This window comes from Mycobacterium sp. NGS33, assembly GCF_059812885.1.
The window spans coordinates 70,035-90,813 of sequence record NZ_JCALDN010000012.1; the positions used below are offsets into that span (position 1 = coordinate 70,035).

Below are 20,779 nucleotides of genomic sequence, written 5' to 3' on the forward strand. Positions count from 1 at the left end.
CATGGCTACACCTGCGGCGGCCTCATCTCTGGATGTCGCGGCCATCCGTGCCGACTTCCCGATCCTCAAGCGGGTCATGCGCAGCGGAAACCCGTTGGCCTATCTGGATTCCGGTGCGACGTCGCAGCGCCCGCTCCAGGTACTCGACGCCGAACGGGAGTTCCTGCTGACCTCCAACGGCAGCGTGCACCGCGGCGCGCACCAGCTGATGGAGGAGGCCACCGACGCCTATGAGCAGGGGCGCGCCGACATCGCCGCGTTCGTGGGCGCCGACGCCCACGAGCTGGTGTTCACCAAGAACGCCACCGAGGCGCTCAACCTGATCTCGTACGTGCTGGGCGACAAGCGTTTCGAGCGCGCGGTCGGACCGGGCGACGTCGTCGTCACCACCGAGCTCGAGCACCACGCCAATCTGGTGCCGTGGCAGGAACTCTGCCGGCGCACCGGGGCGACCCTGCGGTGGTACGGCGCCACCGACGACGGGCGCATAGACCTCGACTCGCTGCAGCTCGACGAACGCGTCAAAGTCGTCGCCTTCACCCATCATTCAAATGTGACCGGTGCGGTGGCCCCGGTGGCCGAACTGGTCAGCCGGGCGCGGGCCGTGGGCGCGCTGACCGTGCTGGACGCCTGCCAGTCGGTGCCGCACCAGCCCGTCGACTTCCATGCGCTGGACGTCGACTTCGCCGCATTCTCCGGACATAAGATGTTGGGCCCCAACGGTATCGGTGTGTTGTACGGCCGCAGCGAGGTGTTGTCGGACCTGCCGCCGTTTTTGACCGGCGGCTCGATGATCGAGGCCGTCACCATGGAAACGTCCACCTACGCGTCGGTGCCGCAGCGGTTCGAGGCCGGCAGCCCGATGACGTCGCAGGTGGTCGGGCTCGGCGCGGCCACCCGCTATCTCGGCGCCCTCGGCATGGAGGCCGTGCAGGCCCACGAGCATCAGCTGGTCGCCGCGACCATCGACGGGTTGTCCGGCATCGACGCCGTGCGCATCGTCGGGCCGGCGTCCATGGCGAACCGCGCCTCGCCGGTGTCGTTCGTCGTCGACGGCGTGCACGCCCACGATGTCGGGCAGGTGCTCGACGACGAGGGCATCGCCGTGCGGGTGGGTCACCACTGCGCCATGCCGCTGCATCGCCGGTTCGGCATTGCGGCCACCGCCCGGGCGTCCTTCGGGGTGTACAACACCGCCGAGGAGGTCGAGCGTCTGATCGCCGGCGTGCGGCGTGCTCTGGATTTCTTTGGGAAAGGCTGACGTTGCGGCTCGAGCAGATGTATCAGGACGTGATCCTGGACCACTACAAGCACCCGCAGCACCGCGGGCTGCGGGAACCGTTCGGCGCCGAGGTGTTTCACGTCAACCCGGTCTGCGGTGACGAGGTCACCCTGCGGGTCGCGCTGTCCGACGACGGCGACACCGTCGCCGACGTGTCCTACGACGGGCAGGGCTGCTCGATCAGCCAGGCGGCGACCTCGGTGCTCACCCAGCAGGTGATCGGGCACACCGTCGGCGACGCGCTCAAGACCGTCACCGCCTTCACCGAGATGGTGTCCTCGCGTGGCACCGTCGAGGGTGACGAGGACGTGTTGGGCGACGGGATCGCGTTCGCCGGGGTGGCCAAATACCCGGCGCGGGTGAAATGCGCGCTGTTGGCATGGATGGCGTTCAAGGATGCGTTGGCCAAGGCGGCTACGGACTTCGAGGAGGTCAGGAGATGAGCGAAACCACCGCGCAGGACGAGGAATTCCTCGCCGACCTCGAGGAGGCGATGCGCGACGTCGTCGACCCCGAACTCGGCATCAACGTCGTCGATCTGGGACTGGTCTACGGCCTGAACGTCGAGGCGGGTGATGAGGGGACCGTCGCGCTGATCGACATGACGCTGACCTCCGCGGCCTGCCCGCTGACCGATGTCATCGAGGACCAGTCGCGCAGCGCGCTGGTGGGCGCCGGCCTCGTCGACGACCTGCGGATCAACTGGGTGTGGAACCCGCCGTGGGGGCCGGACAAGATCACCGAGGACGGCCGCGAGCAACTGCGTGCGCTCGGCTTCACCGTCTGAGCAAGGCTTTTCGCTCCCAGGCCACTAGATGTGGAACGGGAGATGCGGCAGATGCAGGTGGTGGTGCGGGTGCCCCATCGGCGGGCAGGTCTCCACACTGATCATCGTCGCGTGCAAGACGCCGCCGTCCTGAGTCCCTTGTGCCCCAATGCATTTACCGTTGGTGATCGCCTGGGTGTCCGAGGGGACCTGCCGCTGGTATGACGTCGAGCCGGCGACCGTCACGTTGGTGGAGGCGCCCGGGCCGCCGGGGCCCAGACCGTTGACGGCGATGGTGTTGCCCGAGACGGAGGCGACCGTGCCGTAGAACCCGGCGGGTGGAGGGCATTTCCCGTCCACGGATGGGGTGACGGTCACCGCCTGCGCCGTGATGGCACCCGGCGGCGGCGCGCTCTGCGGGGTGGCCTTAATGTTCACGCAACTGCCGGGCGTCACATCGGCCAGCTTGGCCGGGGTGACGTCGACGACCCGGGTCTGGGGCGTGTAGTTCACCGTCGCCGAGCCGGTCCGCGTCCGAAGTGCGACCGTGCCACCCGAATTCGACTGCACCATGCCCTCGACGTAGTCCTTGCCCATCGGCGGCGGTGGCGGGGGCCCCGGTGCCGGTGGCGGCGCCGCGCTGGGTGCCGCGCCGGGCGGCACGGCCGTGACGGCGCGCGGGGCGGCGCCGTTCGACGCGTCGTGGGAGGGCCCACACATGGCGACGCACAGCGCGACGAAGGCGATGACTGCGCCGAGCGCGATCTGCGTCCGCCGCGTCTTCAACGATAGGGCAGGCACAGCACTCATCTCCGATCACGCGTTCGGCCGTCCCCGCCAAATACCCCCGCCGGACGCGGTTTTCACGCCGCGCCGGCGGGAGTGACGACAATCTCAGTCAGCCCTGGGTCAGTGACCCTGGCCGGGCTGCTTGGGCTTGCCGCATTTGCCGTCGACAGCCTGTCGTAGGTTGATGCTCGTCGCCTGCAGCGCGCCGCCGTTGTCCTGCGTTCCACGCGCGTACAGGCATTTGCCCGGCGTGATCGCGTCGGTGTTCGCGGCCGTCCGCTTGGTGTATTTGGTCTTGTCGTCGACCGTCACGGTCGTCTGGGTGGTGTTGCCGCTGGGATCGGTGTTGGTGAGGTTGATGGTGTTGCCGGACACCGACGCCACCGAGCCGCGCACCCAGGCCGGCTTCGTGGGCGCATTCGACGGCGGGAGGGACGGCGGCGTGGTGGTGGAGGCGCCGGGCGCGTTCTGCGGCGGCTTCGGGCAGGCGCCGTTGACGGACTCGCTGATCTTCACCGACGCGGCGGTGACGGCCTGTCCGGGCGCCGATCCCTCCGTCGGCTTCACGCTGAGACAGCTGCCTGGGGTGACGTCCGGCAGCCCGGCCGGCACGGCCTCGGTGATCTTGGTGGTCGAGGTGAAGTTCACCGCGGCGGTCGCGTTGTCTTCCTTGGTGACTTGAATGGAGTTGCCCGCCACCGAGGCGATCAGGCCGTTGACCCGCGCTTCGGCGTTCGGGGTGGCCGAGGTGGTCGTCGACGTCACGACCGAGGTCGAGGTCGAGGTCGAGGTGGACGGGGGACTGGATTTGTTCGAGGAGCCGCAGGCGGACAGGGATAGTGCGGTGGCCCCCGCGACGGCGACGACCGCGAGTCGGGTGAACCGGGGCACGTGAGGGCTGGCAGACATCAACGTTTCTCCATTCGTCGGTTAAAGCCAACGTAATGGTTTACCCGTTTAACCTGTGCCCAACCTGTGGGCAGCACTCAGAAGGCCTCTTCGGCCACCTTCATGATGTCGTCGTCGATGGATTCGATCACCCCGCGCAGCGCGGTCAGCCTGGGCAGCAAGTTCTTGGCGAAGAAGCCCGCGGTCGCGATCTTGCCCCGATAGAACGGTTCGTCGTCGCCCGCGCCATCGGCCAGCGCCCGGTGCGCGATGTCGGCCTGCGCCAGCAACCTCCAGCCGATCAGCAGATCGCCGACCGCCAGCAGATAGCGCACCGATCCCAGCCCCACCTTGTAGATCTCGTCGGCCTGCTGCGCCGCGGACATCAGGTAGCCCGTCAGCGCGCCGGTCATCGCCGTCACGTCGTCGTACGCGGTCTGCACCAACTGCGCGACCGGCTTGAGCGCCTCGTCCACGTTGTCGATGGTCGCCGTGATCTGAGCCGTCAGGAACTGCAGGGCCTGGCCCCGGTCGCGCACGATCTTGCGGAAGAAGAAGTCGAGCGCCTGGATCGCGGTGGTGCCCTCGTAGAGCGAATCGATCTTCGAATCGCGGATGTACTGCTCGAGCGGATAGTCCTGCAGGAAGCCCGAACCGCCGAGCGTCTGCAGCGACTCGGTCAGCACCTCGTAGGCCCGCTCCGAGCTCACCCCCTTGACGATCGGCAGCAGCAGATCGTCTATCCGGTGCGCCATTTCGTGATCGGCGCCCGAAACACGTTGTGCCACAGCGTCATCCTGATGGGCGGCGGCATACATGTAGAGCGCGCGCAGGCCCTCCGCGTACGCCTTCTGCGTCATCAGGCTGCGACGCACGTCGGGATGGTGAATGATCGTCACCCGCGGCGCGGTCTTGTCCGACATCTGCGTCAGGTCCGCACCCTGCACCCGCTCCTTGGCGAAGGCCAGCGCGTTCAGGTAACCCGTGGACAGCGTGCCGGCGGCTTTGACACCGATCGTCATGCGCGCCTGCTCGATGACGGTGAACATCTGCGCGATGCCCCGGTGCACGTCGCCGACGAGGTAGCCGACCGCGGGCACATCCGTTGCGCCGAAAGTCAATTCGCACGTGGGGGAGGACTTGATGCCCATCTTGTGTTCCACCCCGGTGACGTACACACCGTTGCGCGGGCCGAGCTCGAAGGTGTCCGGGTCGAACAGGAAGTTGGGCACGTAGAACAGGCTCAGGCCCTTGGTGCCCGGGCCCGCACCCTCGGGACGGGCCAGCACCAGATGGAAGATGTTCTCGGCGGTGTCGCCCACGTCGCCGCCGGAGATGAAACGCTTGACGCCCTCGATGTGCCACGTGCCGTCGGGTTGTTCGACGGCCTTGGCGCGCCCGGCGCCGACGTCGGAACCCGCGTCGGGTTCGGTGAGCACCATGGTGGCCGCCCAGCCCCGCTCCACGCCTTCGGCGGCCCATCGCCGCTGCTGCTCGTTGCCCTCGAGGTACAACGCCTGAGACATGAAGGGGCCCAGGCAAAAGAAATTCGCCGACGGGTTCGCGCAGATCAGCATCTCGTTGACCGCCCAGGCCAGCGGCGGCGGGGCGGGCATGCCGCCGATCTCTTCGGCCATGCCCAGCCGCCACCAACCGGCCTCCTTGAGCGCGGCCACCGTCTTGGCCAACTCCTCGGGCACGCTGATTTTGTGCTCGGCCGGGTCGAATACCGGCGGATTGCGGTCGGCGAACGCGAAGGATTCGGCCACCGGCCCCTCGGCGAGGCGCGCGGCTTCGGCCAGGATCGTTTTGACCGTGTCCTCGTCGAGATCGCTGTAGCCGCCGGCGCCCAGGACGGCGCCGACATCGAGAACCTCGAACAGGTTGAATTCGATATCGCGGACGTTAGCGATGTAGTGGCCCAACGCGATTCCCTCACTGGTCCTCGAGGCGGCGGATCGTCAGGCACAGTCTGTCGGACGCGGGAAAACGTACGCAACCGTAACCAACGGCGGTCCGGCGCCGGCGCGACGCCGCGCGACGGGAACATCGCGTCGGGTCCGGGCGTTGTGGCAAATGTGACAACACTTGATCTCACCGCTGAGAAGTTCAACGAAACCATCGAGGGCAACGACATCGTGCTCGTCGACTTCTGGGCGTCATGGTGCGGTCCGTGCCGCCAGTTCGGTCCCACCTTTCAGGCGTCCTCGGAGAAGCACCCCGACATCGTGCACGCCAAGGTCGACACCGAGGCCGAACAGCAGCTGGCTGCGGCCGCGCAGATCCGTTCGATCCCCACGCTGATGGCCTTCAAGAAGGGCAAACTGCTGTTCAATCAGCCCGGCGCCCTGCCGCCGGCCGCCCTGGAGGACCTGGTCGCGCAGGTCCGCGCGTTCGACGTCGACGCCGCCGAGGCCGGACAGGGCGAATAGGCCCCCGCCGCGCTGCAGCGCAAGGGCACGGTCGGCGACGCGCTAGGTTGCATGGGTGAGTTTGGTACTGGTAGACCGCCCGCGGCCCGGCGTCGCGTTGATAACCCTGAATCGGCCCGAGCGGATGAACTCGATGGCGTTCGACGTCATGGTTCCGCTCAAGGAGGCCCTGGACAAGGTCACCTACGACAATTCGGTGCGCGTGGTCGTGCTGACCGGCGCCGGCCGGGGCTTTTCCTCCGGCGCCGATCACAAGTCAGCGGGCTCGGTGCCCCACGTCGAGGGCCTGACCCGCCCGACCTATGCGCTGCGCTCCATGGAGATCCTCGACGAGGTCATCCTGGCGCTGCGCCGGCTACATCAGCCGGTGATCGCCGCGGTCAACGGCGCGGCCATCGGCGGCGGGCTGTGCCTGGCCCTGGCCGCCGACATCCGGGTGGCCTCGACCGGCGCCTACTTCCGCGCCGCCGGCATCAACAACGGGCTGACCGCCAGTGAGCTGGGCCTTTCCTACCTACTGCCGCGGGCCATCGGCTCGTCCCGCGCGTTCGAGATCATGCTGACCGGCCGCGACATCACCGCCGAGGAGGCCGAGCGCATCGGGCTGGTGTCTCACCAGGTTCCCGACGAGCAGCTGCTGGACACCTGCTACGCCATCGCCGCGCGCATCGCGGCGTTCTCCCGCCCGGGAATCGAGTTGACCAAGCGCACGCTGTGGAGTGGACTGGACGCCGGTAGCCTGGAAGGGCACATGCAAGCCGAAGGCTTGGGACAGCTATTCGTCCGCCTGCTCACCGCCAACTTCGAAGAAGCGGTTGCCGCGCGCGCAGAACGACGACCACCGGTGTTCACCGACGACAAATAGGCGTCTTTTCCCCCAAGGAGAGCGATCGTGATCACGGCCACGGACCTCGAGGTCCGCGCTGGTGCGCGCATCCTGCTCTCACCGGACGGGCCCGATCTGCGCGTGCAGCCCGGCGACCGCATCGGGCTGGTGGGCCGCAACGGCGCCGGTAAGACGACCACCCTGCGCGTCCTGGCGGGGGAGACCGAACCCTATGCCGGCGCGATCAACCGCGCCGGTGAAATCGGTTATCTGCCACAGGATCCCAAAGAGGGCGACCTCGACGTGCTGGCCCGCGACCGGGTCCTGTCGGCCCGCGGGCTCGACGTGTTGCTGACCGATCTGGAAAAACAGCAGGCGCTGATGGCCGAGGTCGCCGACGACGACGCCCGCGACCGCGCGATCCGCCGCTACGGGCAGCTGGAGGAGCGTTTCGTCGCGCTGGGCGGCTACGGCGCCGAGAGCGAAGCCAGCCGCATCTGCGCGAGTCTGGGCCTGCCGGAACGGGTGCTGACGCAGCAGTTGCGCACCCTGTCCGGTGGGCAGCGCCGCCGGGTGGAACTGGCCCGCATCCTGTTCGCCGCGTCCGAGGGCGGTGCCGGGGTGTCGGGCTCGTCGACCACGCTGCTCCTCGACGAGCCGACCAACCACCTGGACGCGGATTCCATCGGCTGGCTGCGGGACTTCCTGCGCGCCCACACCGGCGGCCTGGTGATCATCAGCCACAACGTCGAATTGCTCGCCGACGTCGTCAACCGGGTGTGGTTCCTGGACGCGGTGCGCGGCGAGGTCGACGTCTACAACATGGGCTGGCAGAAGTACCTCGACGCGCGGGCCACCGACGAGCAGCGCCGCCGCCGGGAACGCGCGAACGCCGAACGCAAGGCCACCGCCCTGCGCTCGCAGGCCGCCAAGCTCGGCGCCAAAGCCACCAAAGCCGTTGCCGCACAAAATATGTTGCGTCGCGCCGACCGGATGATGGCCGCGCTCGACGACGAGCGGGTGGCCGACAAGGTGGCCCGGATCAAGTTCCCCAACCCGGCCCCCTGCGGGCGCACACCGCTGGTGGCCACCGGGCTGAGCAAGTCCTATGGGTCGCTGGAAGTGTTCACCGGCGTCGATCTGGCGATCGACCGCGGCTCGCGGGTGGTGGTGCTGGGCCTCAACGGCGCCGGCAAGACCACGCTGCTGCGCATCCTGGCCGGCACCGAGGCCCCCGACACCGGCGGCCTCGAGCCCGGGCACGGGCTGCGGATCGGCTACTTCGCCCAGGAGCACGACACGCTCGACAACGATGCGACCGTGTGGGAGAACATCCGCCACGCCGCACCGGATTCGGGCGAGCAGGATCTGCGCGGCCTGCTGGGCGCGTTCATGTTCAGCGGTCCCCAGCTCGACCAGCCGGCGGGCACGCTGTCCGGCGGTGAGAAGACCCGGCTGGCGCTGGCCGGTCTGGTGGCCTCCACGGCCAACGTGCTGTTGCTCGACGAACCGACGAACAACCTCGACCCGGCCTCACGCGAACAAGTGCTCGACGCGCTGCGCAGCTACCAGGGAGCGGTGGTCTTGGTGACGCACGACCCCGGCGCCGCCGAGGCCCTCGACCCGCAACGCGTCGTGCTGTTGCCCGACGGCACCGAGGACTTCTGGTCCGACGAATACCGGGATCTCATCGAACTCGCCTGAGTCGATGGTTTTTGGCGAAAGCCGCCCGCGGCCGACAGTGGGTTCTTACTCTGGGTGCTTGCGATCGTGTCCCGCGTCGGAGGAGCCATGAAGAGAACACTGCAAAGGTCGGCCAAGGCACGCGACCAGTTGCTGGACGAGCTGCGCCACGCCTACGAAGGCGGCGCCAGTATCCGGACTCTGGTCGCCACGACCGGGAGGTCGTATGGGTCGATCCATAGCCTGCTGCGGGAGTCGGGCACCACGATGCGCAGCCGCGGCGGCCCCAACCGGACCGCCAAAACCGCGCGGGCGTAGCGTCACTGCGAAATCTCGTCCCCTTGTTCGCAGTGACGTTACGATCGCGTCCTAAGAATCGTTGCGGCGCACCGAGTTTTCCACCAGGTCGAGGACCGCGGATAGTCGCCGCGGATCCTCGCCGGACGCCGACCGGGCCACCAGGCCGTCGAGCACCAATTCCAGATAGCACTGCAGCACGTCCCCGGGCACGTCGTCGCGCACCCGGTGTGCCTCCATCTGCCGACGCAGCCGATCGGTGGTGGCCGCGCGCAGCTCGGCGGACCGCTCCGCCCATCCTTGGCTGAACGCGGGATCGTTGCGCAGTTTGCGCGCGATCTCCAATCTGGTTGCCAGCCAATCGAACTGCTCCGGCGCGGCCAGCATGTCGCGCATCACCTGGATGAGTCCCGCGCGCGAAGCCACGTCGGCCATCCGCTCGGCGTCCTCGTGGGCCAGCGCGAAGAACAGCGCGTCCTTGTCCCGGAAGTGGTGGAAGATCGCGCCGCGCGACATTCCGATCGCCTTCTCCAACCGGCGCACCGTCGCTTGCTCATAGCCGTATTCGGCGAAGCAGCGGCGGGCGCCGTCGAGGATCTGGCGGCGGCGAGCCGCCAGATGGTCCTCGCTGACCTTTGGCATCAGATGATCGGATTGGGTTGGGGTTAACCCGACTTGAGCATGTTGCGCAGCACGTACTGCAGGATGCCGCCGTTGCGGTAGTAGTCGGCCTCACCGGGGGTGTCGATGCGCACCACCGCGTCGAATTCGACGTCGTTTCCATCCTTACTTGCCTTGACCTTCACCGTCTTCGGCGTCTTGCCGTCGTTGAGCTCTTCGATGCCGGTGATGTCGAAGACCTCGGTGCCGTCCAGCCCCAGATCCGTGGCGGACTTGCCGTCGGGGAACTGCAACGGGATCACACCCATGCCGATCAGGTTGGAGCGGTGGATGCGCTCGAACGACTCGGCGATCACCGCGCGCACGCCCAGCAGGCGGGTACCCTTGGCGGCCCAGTCCCGCGACGAGCCGGAACCGTATTCCTTGCCACCCAGCACCACCAGCGGAATGTCTTGTGCCGCATAGTTTTGCGCCGCGTCGTAGATGAACGCCTGGGGCCCGTCGTCCTGGGTGAAGTCGCGGGTGTAGCCGCCGGACACGTCGTCGAGCAGCAGGTTACGCAACCTGATGTTGGCGAAGGTGCCGCGGATCATCACCTCGTGGTTGCCGCGCCGCGAGCCAAAGGAGTTGTAGTCCTTGCGCTCCACGCCGTGCTCGTCGAGGTATTGCGCCGCGGGGGTGCCCGGCTTGATGCTGCTGGCGGGGGAGATGTGGTCGGTGGTCACCGAGTCGCCCAGCAGCGCCAGCACCCGGGCTCCGGTGATGTCGCTGACCGGCTCGGGCTCGGCCGGCATGCCCTCGAAGTACGGGGGCTTGCGGACGTAGGTCGAATCCGCGTTCCACTCAAAGGTGTTGCCGCTGGGCGTCGGCAGGTTGCGCCAGCGTTCGTCGCCCTTGAACACGTCGGCGTAGTTCTTGGTGAACATTTCGGAGTTGATCGCCGAGGCGATGGTGTCGGAAACGTCCTTCTGGGAGGGCCAAATGTCTTTCAGGAAGACGTCATTGCCCTCCTTGTCCTGGCCCAGCGGCTGCTCGTCGAAGTCGAAGTCCATGGTGCCGGCCAGCGCGTAGGCCACCACCAGCGGCGGCGACGCCAGGTAGTTCATCTTGACGTCGGGGTTGATGCGGCCCTCGAAGTTCCGGTTGCCCGACAGCACCGCGGTCACCGAAAGGTCGTTGTCGTTGATGGCCTTCGAGATTTCCTCGGGCAGCGGACCGGAGTTACCGATGCAGGTGGTGCAGCCGTAGCCGACCAGGTAGAAGCCGAGCTTCTCCAGGTACGGCCACAGGCCGGCCTTGTCGTAGTAGTCGTTGACCACCTGCGAGCCGGGCGCCATGGTGGTCTTCACCCACGGCTTGGACGCCAGCCCCTTCTCAACGGCGTTGCGGGCCAACAGCGCCGCGCCCAGCATCACCTCGGGGTTGGAGGTGTTGGTGCACGACGTGATCGCGGCGATCACCACCGCGCCGTGGTCGAGCACGAATTCGCCACGCTCGTCGGAGCGCACCTGGACCGGGTTGCTCGGCCGGCCCTTGGCGTGCGCGGCGGCCGACTGCACGACGGGCCGGTCGTCGGCGTGTCCGTTCGACACCGCGCCCGGATCGCTGGCCGGGAAGGTCTCGTCGACCGACTCGTCCAGTTTCGAATAGCCCTGCTGGCCGTCCTCGTCGCCGTCGACGTAGCTGAGGATCTGCTCGCGGAACGTGGACTTGGCTTCCGACAACTGAATTCGGTCCTGCGGGCGCTTGGGTCCGGCGATCGACGGCACCACCGTGGACAGGTCGAGCTCGAGGTACTCGGAGAACACCGGCTCGTGGTCGGGGTTGTGCCACATGCCCTGTTCTTTGGCGTAGGCCTCCACCAGCGCCAGCTGCTCGTCGCTGCGGCCGGTGAACTTCAGGTAGGAGATGGTCTCCTCGTCGATCGGGAAAATTGCTGCGGTGGAACCGAATTCGGGGCTCATGTTGCCCAAAGTGGCGCGGTTGGCCAGCGGCACCTCCGACACACCCTTGCCGTAGAACTCGACGAACTTGCCGACGACGCCGTGCTTGCGCAGCATCTCGGTGACGGTCAGCACGACGTCGGTGGCCGTGACGCCCGCCTGGATCTCGCCGGTCAGCTTGAAGCCGACGACCCGCGGGATCAGCATCGACACCGGCTGACCCAGCATCGCGGCCTCGGCCTCGATACCGCCGACGCCCCAGCCCAGCACGCCCAGGCCGTTGACCATGGTGGTGTGCGAGTCGGTGCCCACACACGTGTCGGGGTAGGCCACGCCGTCGCGGGACATCACCACGCTGGCCAGGTATTCGATGTTGACCTGGTGCACAATGCCGGTGCCCGGGGGCACCACCTTGAAGTCCTGGAACGCGCCCTGGCCCCAGCGCAGGAACTGGTAGCGCTCGCCGTTGCGCTCGTACTCGATCTCGACGTTGCGCTCGAACGCGTCGGCGGTGCCAAACAGGTCGGCGATCACGGAGTGGTCGATCACCAGGTCGGCGGGGGCCAGCGGGTTGACCTTGTCCGGTTTGCCGCCGAGGTCGCCGATGGCCTCGCGCATGGTGGCCAGGTCGACGATGCACGGCACACCGGTGAAGTCCTGCATCACCACGCGGGCGGGGGTGTACTGGATCTCAATGCTGGGTTCCGCCTTGGGATCCCAGTTCGCGATGGCCTCGATGTGGTCTTTGGTGATGTTGCTGCCGTCTTCGTTGCGCAGCAGGTTTTCGGCCAGCACCTTCAGGCTGTAGGGGAGCTTCTCGGTGTTGGGGACGGCGTCTAGGCGATAGATTTCGTAACTCTGGTCGCCGACCTTCAGCGTGTCGCGGGCTTCGAACGAATTCACAGAATCAGTCACTTCAACTCCCAGAGTCTTTAGTTCTCCCACCGCGACGGGCCGTGTCGGCGGTGCCGTGCCAACTTTAACAGTACGCTTGTCCTGCATTACGAGGGCACTCCTGACTTCAGTCTTGTCGCCGCGGCCGCCGGTTTAAACCCTCGACGGTGAAGTCGCGGACGGTGCCGCGCCCGTGGGGCGTCACACTAGAGTGACCGCCGAGGCCGAGAGTCACGCTGGCGTGACGGCGCAGTAGGAAGGACGCGATGACCGGGCAACAGATGCTGCCGCTCTACATTCCGGTGGACGTCGACATGACGATGGTCAAGGCTCAGGTCGCCGCCACCGGCGTCAGCGCCCCGCCCGCCGCGATGCCCGGACTGCTCGATGTGGTCAACCAGGCGCATGCCGAGGGCATCAACCTCAAGATCGTGCTGCTCGACCACAACCCGCCGAACGACACCCCGTTGCGCGACATCTCGACGGTGGTCGGTGCGGACTATCACGATGCGACGGTGCTGACGCTGAGCCCGAGCTACGTCGGGAGCTACAGCACCCAGTTCCCGCGCGTGACGCTCGAGGCCGGCGAGGACATCGCCAAGACCGGCAACCCGGTGGTCTCCGCGCAGCATTTCCTGCACGAGCTCGACACGCCGGAGTTTCCCTGGACCGGCCTGACGATTTTCCTGTTGATTGCGGTGTTCGCGGCGGCCGTCGCGACGCGTCTCCTGCAAGTGCGCGGTCGGCGTTCAGCAACGCCGGATCTTTCGACCGGTGCGGAGGAAGTGACGCCCACCAACACGGCCTAGGCGCGCATATCGGTGCGGCCGGACCGCCCCGAATACTTCCTCGCTCGGCCGTGTGGCAAACCGGCCAGGTCACCGTTCGGTCACAGTAAACGCACGTAGAGAGTGCGATTTCGGTGGAGCGTTTGCACGCCCACGGGTGTGACGTACGGTGCAAATGATGCTGGTGTTGTCTTTGGCGCCTTTCGGGGAATCTGTGGCTGGCGCCACCCGTCGTGAGCCTTAGGAGACCTGAGTCGAATGAGACGCACACGCTGGGGGTCTTCTGCGCGACCGGCCGCAAGGCTGGTGCGGCCGATCGTTCCATCCGTTTTGAGCCTCGCCCTGCTGATCGCCACGCCGGGCCTCGCGGAGGCCGATCCCACCGCCGACAACCTGGCCGCCCTCATCGCCAACGTCGCCAAGGCCAACCAGCGGCTGCAGAACCTGAGCGCCGAAATCCAGACCGAACAGGAAAGCGTCAACAAGGCCCTCGTCGACGTGGAGACCGCGCGGGACAACGCGGCCACCGCCGAGCACGATCTAGAGGCCAGCCAGCAGGCGGTCAAAGACGCCAACATCGCCATCGCCGGTGCGCAGCGCCGCTTCGACACCTTCGCCGCGGCCACCTATATGAACGGCCCGTCGAACAGCTACCTGACGGCGAGCAGCCCCGACGACATCATCGCCACCGAAGCCGCCGCCAAGAACCTGACCACCAGCTCGCAGACCGTGATGGCCAAGCTGCAGCAGGCCCGCACCGAGCAGGTGAACAAGGAATCGGCGGCGCGGCTGGCCAAGCGGAACGCCGACAAGGCCGCCGCCGACGCCAAGTCCAGTCAGGACGCCGCCGTGGCGGCGCTGACCAACTCCAAGCAGAAGTTCGACCAGCAACGCGAGGACATCATTCGCCTTGCGGCCGAACGGGATCAGGCTCAGGTCAAGCTGGAGGCGGCCAAGCGCGAGGCCGCCCGGCAGTGGTCGGCGGGCGCCGGCGGGTCCGGCGCTGCGTCGTCGGGCGACCGGTGGGACAACGGGACGCCGGGCGCGCCGGCACCGTCGGCCGGGGGCCGCAAGTGGGACGGCGCCTGGGACCCGACCTTGCCGATGATCCCCAGCGCCAACGTCCCCGGCGACCCGATCGCGGTGATCAACCAGGTGCTCGGCATCTCGGCCACCTCGACTCAAGTCACCGCCGGGCTGGGCCGCAACTTCCTGCAGCAGATGGGCATCCTCAAGCCCGATGACACCGGCATCACCAACGCCGCCCCGGGCGGGGTCGGCGGACGCATTCCCCGGGTCTACGGGCGGCAGGCCACCGAATACGTGATCCGGCGCGGCATGTCGCAGATCGGCGTGCCCTACTCCTGGGGCGGCGGCAACGCGGCCGGCCCGAGTAAGGGCATCGACTCCGGGGCCGGCATCACCGGCTTCGACTGTTCGGGCCTGGTCCTGTACTCGTTCGCCGGCGTCGGCATCAAACTGCCGCACTACTCCGGCTCGCAGTACAACCTGGGCCGCAAGATCCCGTCCTCCCAGATGCGCCGGGGCGACGTCATCTTCTACGGCCCGGGCGGCAGCCAGCACGTGACGATCTACCTCGGCGACGGCCAGATGCTCGAGGCCCCCGACATCGGGTTGAAGGTGCGCGTCGCCCCGGTGCGCACCAGCGGCATGACGCCCTACGTGGTCCGGTACATCGAGTGGTGATCGAGTGAGCACTGAACGGACAGCCATGCGCCGCAACCGGTTTCGTCTCATCAATCTCGCCTGGATCACCGCTGTGGTGTCCGGGCTGATGTTGTCTGTGGCGGCGCCGGCTCCCCTCGCCATGGCCGACCCCGGCCAGTGGGACCCCACCCTGCCGGCCCAGATCAGCGCCGGCGCCCCCGGAGACCCGCTCGCCGTCGCCAACGCCTCGCTGCAGGCCACCGCCCAGGCCACCCAGACGACGATGGACCTGGGCAGGCAATTTCTCGGCGGTCTCGGGATCAACATCCTGGGCGATCCCGCGCCCGCCGCCGCGGCCACGCCCACCAACCCCGGCGGCAAGATCCCGCGGGTCTACGGCCGGCAGGCCATCGAGTACGTGATCAAGCGGATGGGGTCGCAGATGGGCGTGCCCTACTCGTGGGGCGGTGGCTCGCTGGACGGCCCCAGCAAGGGCGTCGGCGACGGCGCCAACATCACCGGCTTCGACTGCTCGGGGTTGATGCGCTACGGCTTCGCCGGGGTCGGCGTGCTGATCCCGCGGTTCTCCGGTGACCAGTACAACGCCGGGCGCCACATTCCGCCGGATCAGGCCAGGCGCGGCGACCTGATCTTCTACGGCCCGGGCGGCAGCCAGCACGTCACCATGTACCTGGGCAACGGGCAGATGCTCGAGGCATCGGGCAGCGCCGCCAAGGTTACGGTCAGCCCGGTTCGGAAGCCCGGCATGACACCGTTCCTGACCAGGATCATCGAGTACTGACCCCGGGTGCGTCCGGGCCGGCACGCCCCCAGGGCGGGTGCACCAGCGTCGACGGAATTCGGCGGGCCTGGAATAGTTGGACGCGGGCGCGTCGTGTCCGATTGAGCTTTGTCGGTTGAGCCGTGGAAGGTAGCAGTTCATGACATCAGCAGGTGGGCCGCCGCCAGGCGCCAGCGGTTACTCGGGCCCGGGCGGGCAATCCGGCCCGGCTCACGAAGCGCCGGCGGGCGGCGGTAACGGACTGGCCGCCGAGGTGCAGACTCTGGAACGCGCCATCTTCGAGGTCAAACGCATCATCGTCGGCCAGGACCAGCTCGTGGAGCGCATGCTGGTCGGCCTGTTGTCCAAGGGACACGTCCTGCTCGAGGGTGTGCCCGGCGTGGCCAAGACGCTGGCCGTCGAGACGTTCGCCAAGGTGGTCGGCGGGACGTTCGCGCGCATCCAGTTCACGCCGGACCTGGTGCCCACCGACATCATCGGTACCCGCATCTATCGCCAGGGCAAGGAGGAGTTCGACACCGAGCTCGGCCCGGTGGTGGTCAACTTCCTGCTCGCCGACGAGATCAACCGCGCGCCGGCCAAGGTGCAGTCGGCGCTGCTGGAGGTCATGCAGGAGCGCCACGTGTCGATCGGCGGCAAGACCTTCGCGCTGCCCAACCCGTTCCTGGTGATGGCCACGCAGAACCCGATCGAGCACGAGGGTGTCTACCCGCTGCCCGAAGCCCAGCGTGACCGCTTCCTGTTCAAGATCAATGTCGGCTATCCGTCGCCGGAGGAGGAGCGGGAGATCATCTACCGGATGGGCGTGCGCCCGCCGGAGCCCAAGCAGATCCTCAACACCGGCGACCTGTTGCGCCTGCAGGACATCGCGGCCAACGTCTTCGTCCACCACGCGCTGGTGGACTACGTGGTGCGCGTGGTGACCGCCACCCGCCATCCCGAGCAGCTGGGCATGAACGACGTCAAGACGTGGATCTCGTTCGGGGCGTCGCCGCGCGCGTCGCTGGGCATCATCGCCGCGTCGCGTTCGCTGGCGCTGGTCCGCGGCCGTGACTACGTGATCCCGCAAGACGTCGTCGACGTCATTCCCGACGTGCTGCGCCACCGGCTGGTGCTCACCTACGACGCGCTGGCCGACGAGATCTCGCCGGAGATCGTCATCAACCGGGTGCTGCAGACGGTGGCCCTGCCTCAGGTGAACGCCGTTCCGCAGCAAGGTCATTCGGTGCCCCCGGTGATGCAACCCGCCGGCGCGGCCAGCGGTCGGTGACCGATCCCAACAGGCGGGCGGTGGTGCATCCGCCGTCGATGCAGCGGGGCCAGATCGATGACCCGAAGCTGTCGGCGGCGCTGCGCACCCTCGAGCTCACCGTCAAACGCAAGCTCGACGGTGTGCTGCACGGCGACCACCTCGGGCTGATCCCGGGCCCCGGCTCCGAGCCTGGGGAGTCGCGCGAGTATCAGCCCGGCGACGACGTCCGCCGGATGGACTGGGCCGTCACCGCCCGCACGACGCACCCGCACGTGCGGCAGATGATCGCCGACCGGGAGCTGGAAACCTGGCTGGTGGTCGACATGTCGGCCAGCCTGGACTTCGGGACCGTGGGGTGCGAGAAGCGCGACCTGGCGGTGGCGGCGTCGGCCGCGATCACCTTCCTCAACAGCGGGGGCGGTAACCGGCTGGGGGCGATCGTCTCCACCGGGGCCAACATCACGCGGGTGCCCGCCCGCTCCGGTCGCCAGCACGAGCAGACGCTATTGCGCACCATCGCCACCACGCCGCGGGCGCCGGTCGGGGTGCGCGGCGACCTGGCGACGGCGATCGACGCCCTGCGCCGGCCGGAACGCCGCCGCGGCATGGCGGTGATCATCAGCGACTTCCTCGGGCCGATCAACTGGATGCGCCCGCTGCGGGCGGTCGCCGCCCGCCACGAGGTGCTGGCCGTGGAGGTGCTCGACCCGCGCGACGTCGAGCTGCCCGACATCGGCGACGTCGTGCTGCAGGACGCCGAGTCCGGCGTCACCCGCGAGTTCACCATCGACGCGCAGCTGCGCGACGATTTCGCCAAGGCCGCCGCGGCGCATCGCGCCGAGGTGGCGCGCACCATCCGGAGCTGCGGGGCCCCGATTCTGACGCTGCGCACCGACCGCGACTGGATCGCCGACATCGTGCGGTTTGTCGAATCCCGCCGGCGCGGTGCATTGGCAGGGCGGCAGTGACATTGCCGCTCCTGGGCCCGATGTCGTTGTCGGGCTTCGAACATTCGTGGTTCTTCCTGTTTTTGCTCGTCGTCGTCGGGCTCGCCGCGCTCTACATCCTGATGCAGCTGGCGCGCCAGCGGCGCATGCTCCGGTTCGCCAACATGGAGCTGCTGGAAAGCGTTGCGCCCAAACGGCCTTCGACCTGGCGCCACGTCCCGGCGATCCTGCTGGTGGCGTCGCTGGTGCTGTTCACCATCGCGATGGCCGGGCCCACCAACGACGTCCGGATTCCGCGCAACCGCGCGGTGGTGATGCTGGTCATCGACGTCTCGCAGTCCATGCGCGCCACCGATGTCGCGCCCAACCGGATGGCGGCCGCGCAGGAGGCCGCCAAGCAGTTCGCCGACGAGCTGACGCCGGGCATCAACCTCGGGCTGATCGCCTATGCGGGGACCGCGACGGTGCTGGTCTCGCCGACGACCAACCGGGAATCGACCAAGGCCGCGCTGGACAAGCTGCAGTTCGCCGACCGCACCGCCACCGGGGAGGGCATCTTCACCGCGCTGCAGGCCATCGCGACGGTCGGCGCGGTGATCGGCGGCGGCGACAAACCGCCGCCGGCGCGCATCGTGTTGTTCTCCGATGGCAAGGAGACGATGCCGACCAACCCGGACAACCCCAAGGGCGCCTTCACCGCCGCGCGCACGGCCAAGGACCAGGGCGTGCCGATCTCGACCATCTCGTTCGGCACCCCGTACGGGTTCGTCGAGATCAACGACCAGCGCCAGCCGGTGCCCGTCGACGACGAGACCCTGAAGAAGGTGGCCCAGCTCTCGGGCGGCAACGCCTACAGCGCGGCGTCATTGCAGGAACTGAAATCGGTGTACGCGACGCTGCAGCAGCAGATCGGCTACGAGACCATCAAGGGTGACGCCAGCGTGGGCTGGGTGCGGCTGGGCGCGCTGGTGTTGGCGCTGGCCGCGCTCGCGGCGCTGCTCATCAACCGCCGCCTGCCGACCTAGTTCCGCCCGTTGTGGCCCCTTCCAGAATCCGCGAGCGTAAGCGCACTGCGAATTTCGGCCCGAATTTGCACAGTGGGCTTACGCTCGCGAAGCGCGGGCCTCGCGCACACGGCGGATGATCTCGTCGCGGTGGTGCTCTGCGATGACCCGGACGACGATCCACCCGTGACGCTCGATCGTCTCCAGCCGGCGAATGTCCTTGACGTACTGATAGCGACTCGATCGATGCTGATCGCCGTCGTACTCCACGGCCACCTTGATGTCCTCCCAGCCCATGTCCAAATAGGCTTCTGCCCAGCCCCATTCGTTGCGGACTGGAATCTGTGTCTGGGGAGCGGGAAAGCCGGCCGCAATCAACAGCAGGCGTAGCCAGGTCTCCTTGGGCGACTGCGCTCCACCGTCGGCGAGTTCGAGGGCGGCGCGAGCGGCCTTCATGCCTCGGCGTCCGCGATACCGCTTGACCAGCAACTCGACGTCGGCCATCTTCACATCGGTCGCCCGCACGAGGGCGTCGACCGCAGCGACCGCAGCACCTAGCTGGCATCGCCTGGCCAAATCGAGCGCGGTTCGAGCGGGCGTGGTGACTCGCATGCTGTCGACGACGGTGATCTCGTCTGCCTCGATCCGCTCTTCCCACACATGCACGCCCGGCGCGGGCCACCGGTTGGTGTCGATGATCGCGGCGGGCACCGCCGGGTCGATCCACTTCGAGCCGTGCAGCGCCGAGGCCGAAAAGCCGGCGAGTATGCCGCGCCGGCGTGATCGCAACCAGCAGGCCTTCGCGCGCAACACCGCCGTCAGCTCGAGGTCGCTGGCCACGTACACGTCTTTGTGCAGCGCCGTATACCGCCTGCGCAGCTCGTGCGGAGTTACCGCGCCGGCGGCTAGGGCCTCGCTGCCCAAGAAGGGGCCTGTCATGCCCGCCATGGGCGGAAGTGTGCTCCGCCACACCGACAGCGCTCCGCGAGCGTAAGCGCACCGCGGAAATCCGGCCCGAAAGTCGCAGCCTGCTTACCCTCGCGGTGCTAACCGGGGGAGATTTCAGTCCCGCCGCACCGAGGCGATAAGTTGGCCGGGTGACTGACGCAGCCACCGAGAACACCTCCACGCCCGCCACCAACGGCGGCAAGCCGGCATTCGTATCCCGTTCAGTCCTGGTCACCGGCGGAAACCGGGGGATCGGGCTGGCGATCGCGCAGCGGCTGGCCGCCGACGGCCACAAGGTGGCCGTCACGCACCGCGGATCCGGGGCGCCCGAGGGGTTGTTCGGCGTCGTGTGCGACGTCACCGACAACGACGCGGTCGACCGCGCCTTCAAGGAGGTCGAGGAGCACCAGGGTCCGGTCGAGGTGTTGGTGTCCAATGCCGGCATCTCCAAGGACGCGTTTCTCATCCGGATGACCGAGGAGCGGTTCGAGGAGGTCATCAATGCCAACCTCACCGGGGCCTTCCGGGTGGCCCAGCGCGCCTCACGCAGCATGCAGCGCAAGCGTTTCGGCCGGATCATCTTCATCGGGTCGGTGTCGGGCAGCTGGGGCATCGGCAACCAGGCCAACTATGCGGCCGCCAAGGCCGGCCTGATCGGCATGGCCCGCTCGATCTCCCGGGAGCTGTCCAAGGCCAACGTGACCGCGAATGTGGTGGCGCCGGGCTACATCGACACCGAGATGACCCGCGCCCTCGACGAGCGGATCCAGGAGGGCGCGCTGGACTTCATCCCGGCCAAGCGGGTCGGCACCGCCGAGGAGGTCGCCGGGGCGGTCAGCTTCCTGGCGTCCGAGGACGCCAGCTACATCGCCGGCGCGGTCATCCCGGTGGACGGCGGCATGGGCATGGGCCACTGACTTCGGCCCCGACACATCGACATTAAGGACGG

General features: G+C 67.9%; 19 protein-coding genes and 1 pseudogene. 14 read left to right on the top strand and 6 right to left on the bottom strand.

The annotated features are described in order from the left end of the window. Position 1 precedes the first annotated feature (1 nt). From AC5Y5B_RS18270 to AC5Y5B_RS18280, 3 genes and pseudogenes are all read left to right on the top strand, one after another. Positions 2 to 1,261, top strand: coding sequence for a cysteine desulfurase (locus tag AC5Y5B_RS18270; protein WP_112635706.1), 1,260 nt, complete (start codon positions 2 to 4; stop codon positions 1,259 to 1,261). Then, a pseudogene (gene sufU, locus AC5Y5B_RS18275) lies at positions 1,258 to 1,744 on the top strand (Fe-S cluster assembly sulfur transfer protein SufU); the annotation flags it as partial. The gene AC5Y5B_RS18270 and the pseudogene sufU, both read left to right, overlap by 4 nt. Then, positions 1,722 to 2,069 carry a metal-sulfur cluster assembly factor gene (locus AC5Y5B_RS18280; protein ID WP_112635702.1) on the top strand — a complete coding sequence of 116 codons (348 nt, stop codon included), beginning with the start codon at positions 1,722 to 1,724 and terminating at the stop codon, positions 2,067 to 2,069. The pseudogene sufU and the gene AC5Y5B_RS18280, both read left to right, overlap by 23 nt. Positions 2,070 to 2,093: 24 nt before the next feature. Here the strand turns inward: AC5Y5B_RS18280 and AC5Y5B_RS18285 are convergent, their stop codons facing one another. The 3 genes from AC5Y5B_RS18285 to AC5Y5B_RS18295 form a co-directional block, all read right to left on the bottom strand. Continuing rightward, complete coding sequence (locus tag AC5Y5B_RS18285; RefSeq protein WP_289176532.1) at positions 2,094 to 2,834, bottom strand: DUF5666 domain-containing protein; 741 nt, start codon at positions 2,832 to 2,834, stop codon at positions 2,094 to 2,096. A 123-nt stretch (positions 2,835 to 2,957) separates the two neighbouring features. Next, positions 2,958 to 3,746, bottom strand: a complete 789-nt coding sequence (locus AC5Y5B_RS18290; protein WP_240631833.1) for a DUF5666 domain-containing protein — start codon at positions 3,744 to 3,746, stop codon at positions 2,958 to 2,960. 77 nt (positions 3,747 to 3,823) lie between these two features. Further along, positions 3,824 to 5,650, bottom strand: coding sequence for an acyl-CoA dehydrogenase (locus AC5Y5B_RS18295; RefSeq protein WP_112634630.1), 1,827 nt, complete (start codon positions 5,648 to 5,650; stop codon positions 3,824 to 3,826). 153 nt (positions 5,651 to 5,803) lie between these two features. On the opposite strand from AC5Y5B_RS18295, the gene trxA reads away from it, so the two are divergent. The 4 genes from trxA to AC5Y5B_RS18315 all read left to right on the top strand — a co-directional run bounded on the left by trxA (position 5,804) and on the right by AC5Y5B_RS18315 (position 8,984). Next, entirely contained in the window at positions 5,804 to 6,157 is a 354-nt protein-coding gene (gene trxA / locus AC5Y5B_RS18300) for a thioredoxin (protein ID WP_066868658.1), read from the top strand. Between the two features lie 55 nt (positions 6,158 to 6,212). Further along, positions 6,213 to 7,022, top strand: a complete 810-nt coding sequence (locus AC5Y5B_RS18305; RefSeq protein ID WP_112634629.1) for an enoyl-CoA hydratase — start codon at positions 6,213 to 6,215, stop codon at positions 7,020 to 7,022. A gap of 27 nt (positions 7,023 to 7,049) precedes the next feature. Beyond that, complete coding sequence (locus tag AC5Y5B_RS18310) at positions 7,050 to 8,687, top strand: ABC-F family ATP-binding cassette domain-containing protein (protein ID WP_112634628.1); 1,638 nt, start codon at positions 7,050 to 7,052, stop codon at positions 8,685 to 8,687. Between the two features lie 87 nt (positions 8,688 to 8,774). Beyond that, positions 8,775 to 8,984: a helix-turn-helix domain-containing protein gene (locus tag AC5Y5B_RS18315; RefSeq protein ID WP_430919890.1), complete on the top strand. Its 210-nt coding sequence runs from the start codon at positions 8,775 to 8,777 to the stop codon at positions 8,982 to 8,984. A 51-nt stretch (positions 8,985 to 9,035) separates the two neighbouring features. Here AC5Y5B_RS18315 and AC5Y5B_RS18320 read toward each other — a convergent pair whose 3' ends face one another. Then, positions 9,036 to 9,605 carry a TetR/AcrR family transcriptional regulator gene (locus AC5Y5B_RS18320; RefSeq protein ID WP_112634627.1) on the bottom strand — a complete coding sequence of 190 codons (570 nt, stop codon included), beginning with the start codon at positions 9,603 to 9,605 and terminating at the stop codon, positions 9,036 to 9,038. A 23-nt stretch (positions 9,606 to 9,628) separates the two neighbouring features. Beyond that, complete coding sequence (locus AC5Y5B_RS18325; RefSeq protein WP_112634626.1) at positions 9,629 to 12,442, bottom strand: aconitate hydratase; 2,814 nt, start codon at positions 12,440 to 12,442, stop codon at positions 9,629 to 9,631. A 245-nt stretch (positions 12,443 to 12,687) separates the two neighbouring features. On the opposite strand from AC5Y5B_RS18325, the gene AC5Y5B_RS18330 reads away from it, so the two are divergent. From AC5Y5B_RS18330 to AC5Y5B_RS18355, 6 genes are all read left to right on the top strand, one after another. Next, complete coding sequence (locus tag AC5Y5B_RS18330; RefSeq protein ID WP_112634625.1) at positions 12,688 to 13,230, top strand: Rv1476 family membrane protein; 543 nt, start codon at positions 12,688 to 12,690, stop codon at positions 13,228 to 13,230. Positions 13,231 to 13,467: 237 nt separating this feature from the next. Further along, complete coding sequence (gene ripA, locus AC5Y5B_RS18335; protein WP_112634624.1) at positions 13,468 to 14,916, top strand: NlpC/P60 family peptidoglycan endopeptidase RipA; 1,449 nt, start codon at positions 13,468 to 13,470, stop codon at positions 14,914 to 14,916. A 25-nt stretch (positions 14,917 to 14,941) separates the two neighbouring features. Further along, positions 14,942 to 15,679 carry an NlpC/P60 family peptidoglycan endopeptidase RipB gene (ripB, locus tag AC5Y5B_RS18340; protein ID WP_112634623.1) on the top strand — a complete coding sequence of 246 codons (738 nt, stop codon included), beginning with the start codon at positions 14,942 to 14,944 and terminating at the stop codon, positions 15,677 to 15,679. Between the two features lie 139 nt (positions 15,680 to 15,818). Next, positions 15,819 to 16,949, top strand: coding sequence for a chaperone MoxR1 (gene moxR1, locus AC5Y5B_RS18345; protein WP_112634622.1), 1,131 nt, complete (start codon positions 15,819 to 15,821; stop codon positions 16,947 to 16,949). A gap of 38 nt (positions 16,950 to 16,987) precedes the next feature. Beyond that, positions 16,988 to 17,899 (top strand): DUF58 domain-containing protein, encoded by a 912-nt coding sequence (locus tag AC5Y5B_RS18350; RefSeq protein WP_112634634.1) that lies wholly within the window; start codon positions 16,988 to 16,990, stop codon positions 17,897 to 17,899. Beyond that, on the top strand, positions 17,896 to 18,903 hold the full coding sequence (locus AC5Y5B_RS18355; RefSeq protein ID WP_112634621.1) for a VWA domain-containing protein: 1,008 nt from the start codon (positions 17,896 to 17,898) through the stop codon (positions 18,901 to 18,903). The genes AC5Y5B_RS18350 and AC5Y5B_RS18355 overlap by 4 nt, the downstream gene beginning before the upstream one ends. Positions 18,904 to 18,981: 78 nt before the next feature. On the opposite strand, the gene AC5Y5B_RS18360 is transcribed toward AC5Y5B_RS18355, so the two are convergent. Then, complete coding sequence (locus tag AC5Y5B_RS18360) at positions 18,982 to 19,821, bottom strand: type IV toxin-antitoxin system AbiEi family antitoxin (protein ID WP_500006090.1); 840 nt, start codon at positions 19,819 to 19,821, stop codon at positions 18,982 to 18,984. 158 nt (positions 19,822 to 19,979) lie between these two features. On the opposite strand from AC5Y5B_RS18360, the gene fabG1 reads away from it, so the two are divergent. Beyond that, entirely contained in the window at positions 19,980 to 20,747 is a 768-nt protein-coding gene (gene fabG1 / locus AC5Y5B_RS18365; protein WP_112634620.1) for a 3-oxoacyl-ACP reductase FabG1, read from the top strand. Positions 20,748 to 20,779: the final 32 nt, after the last annotated feature.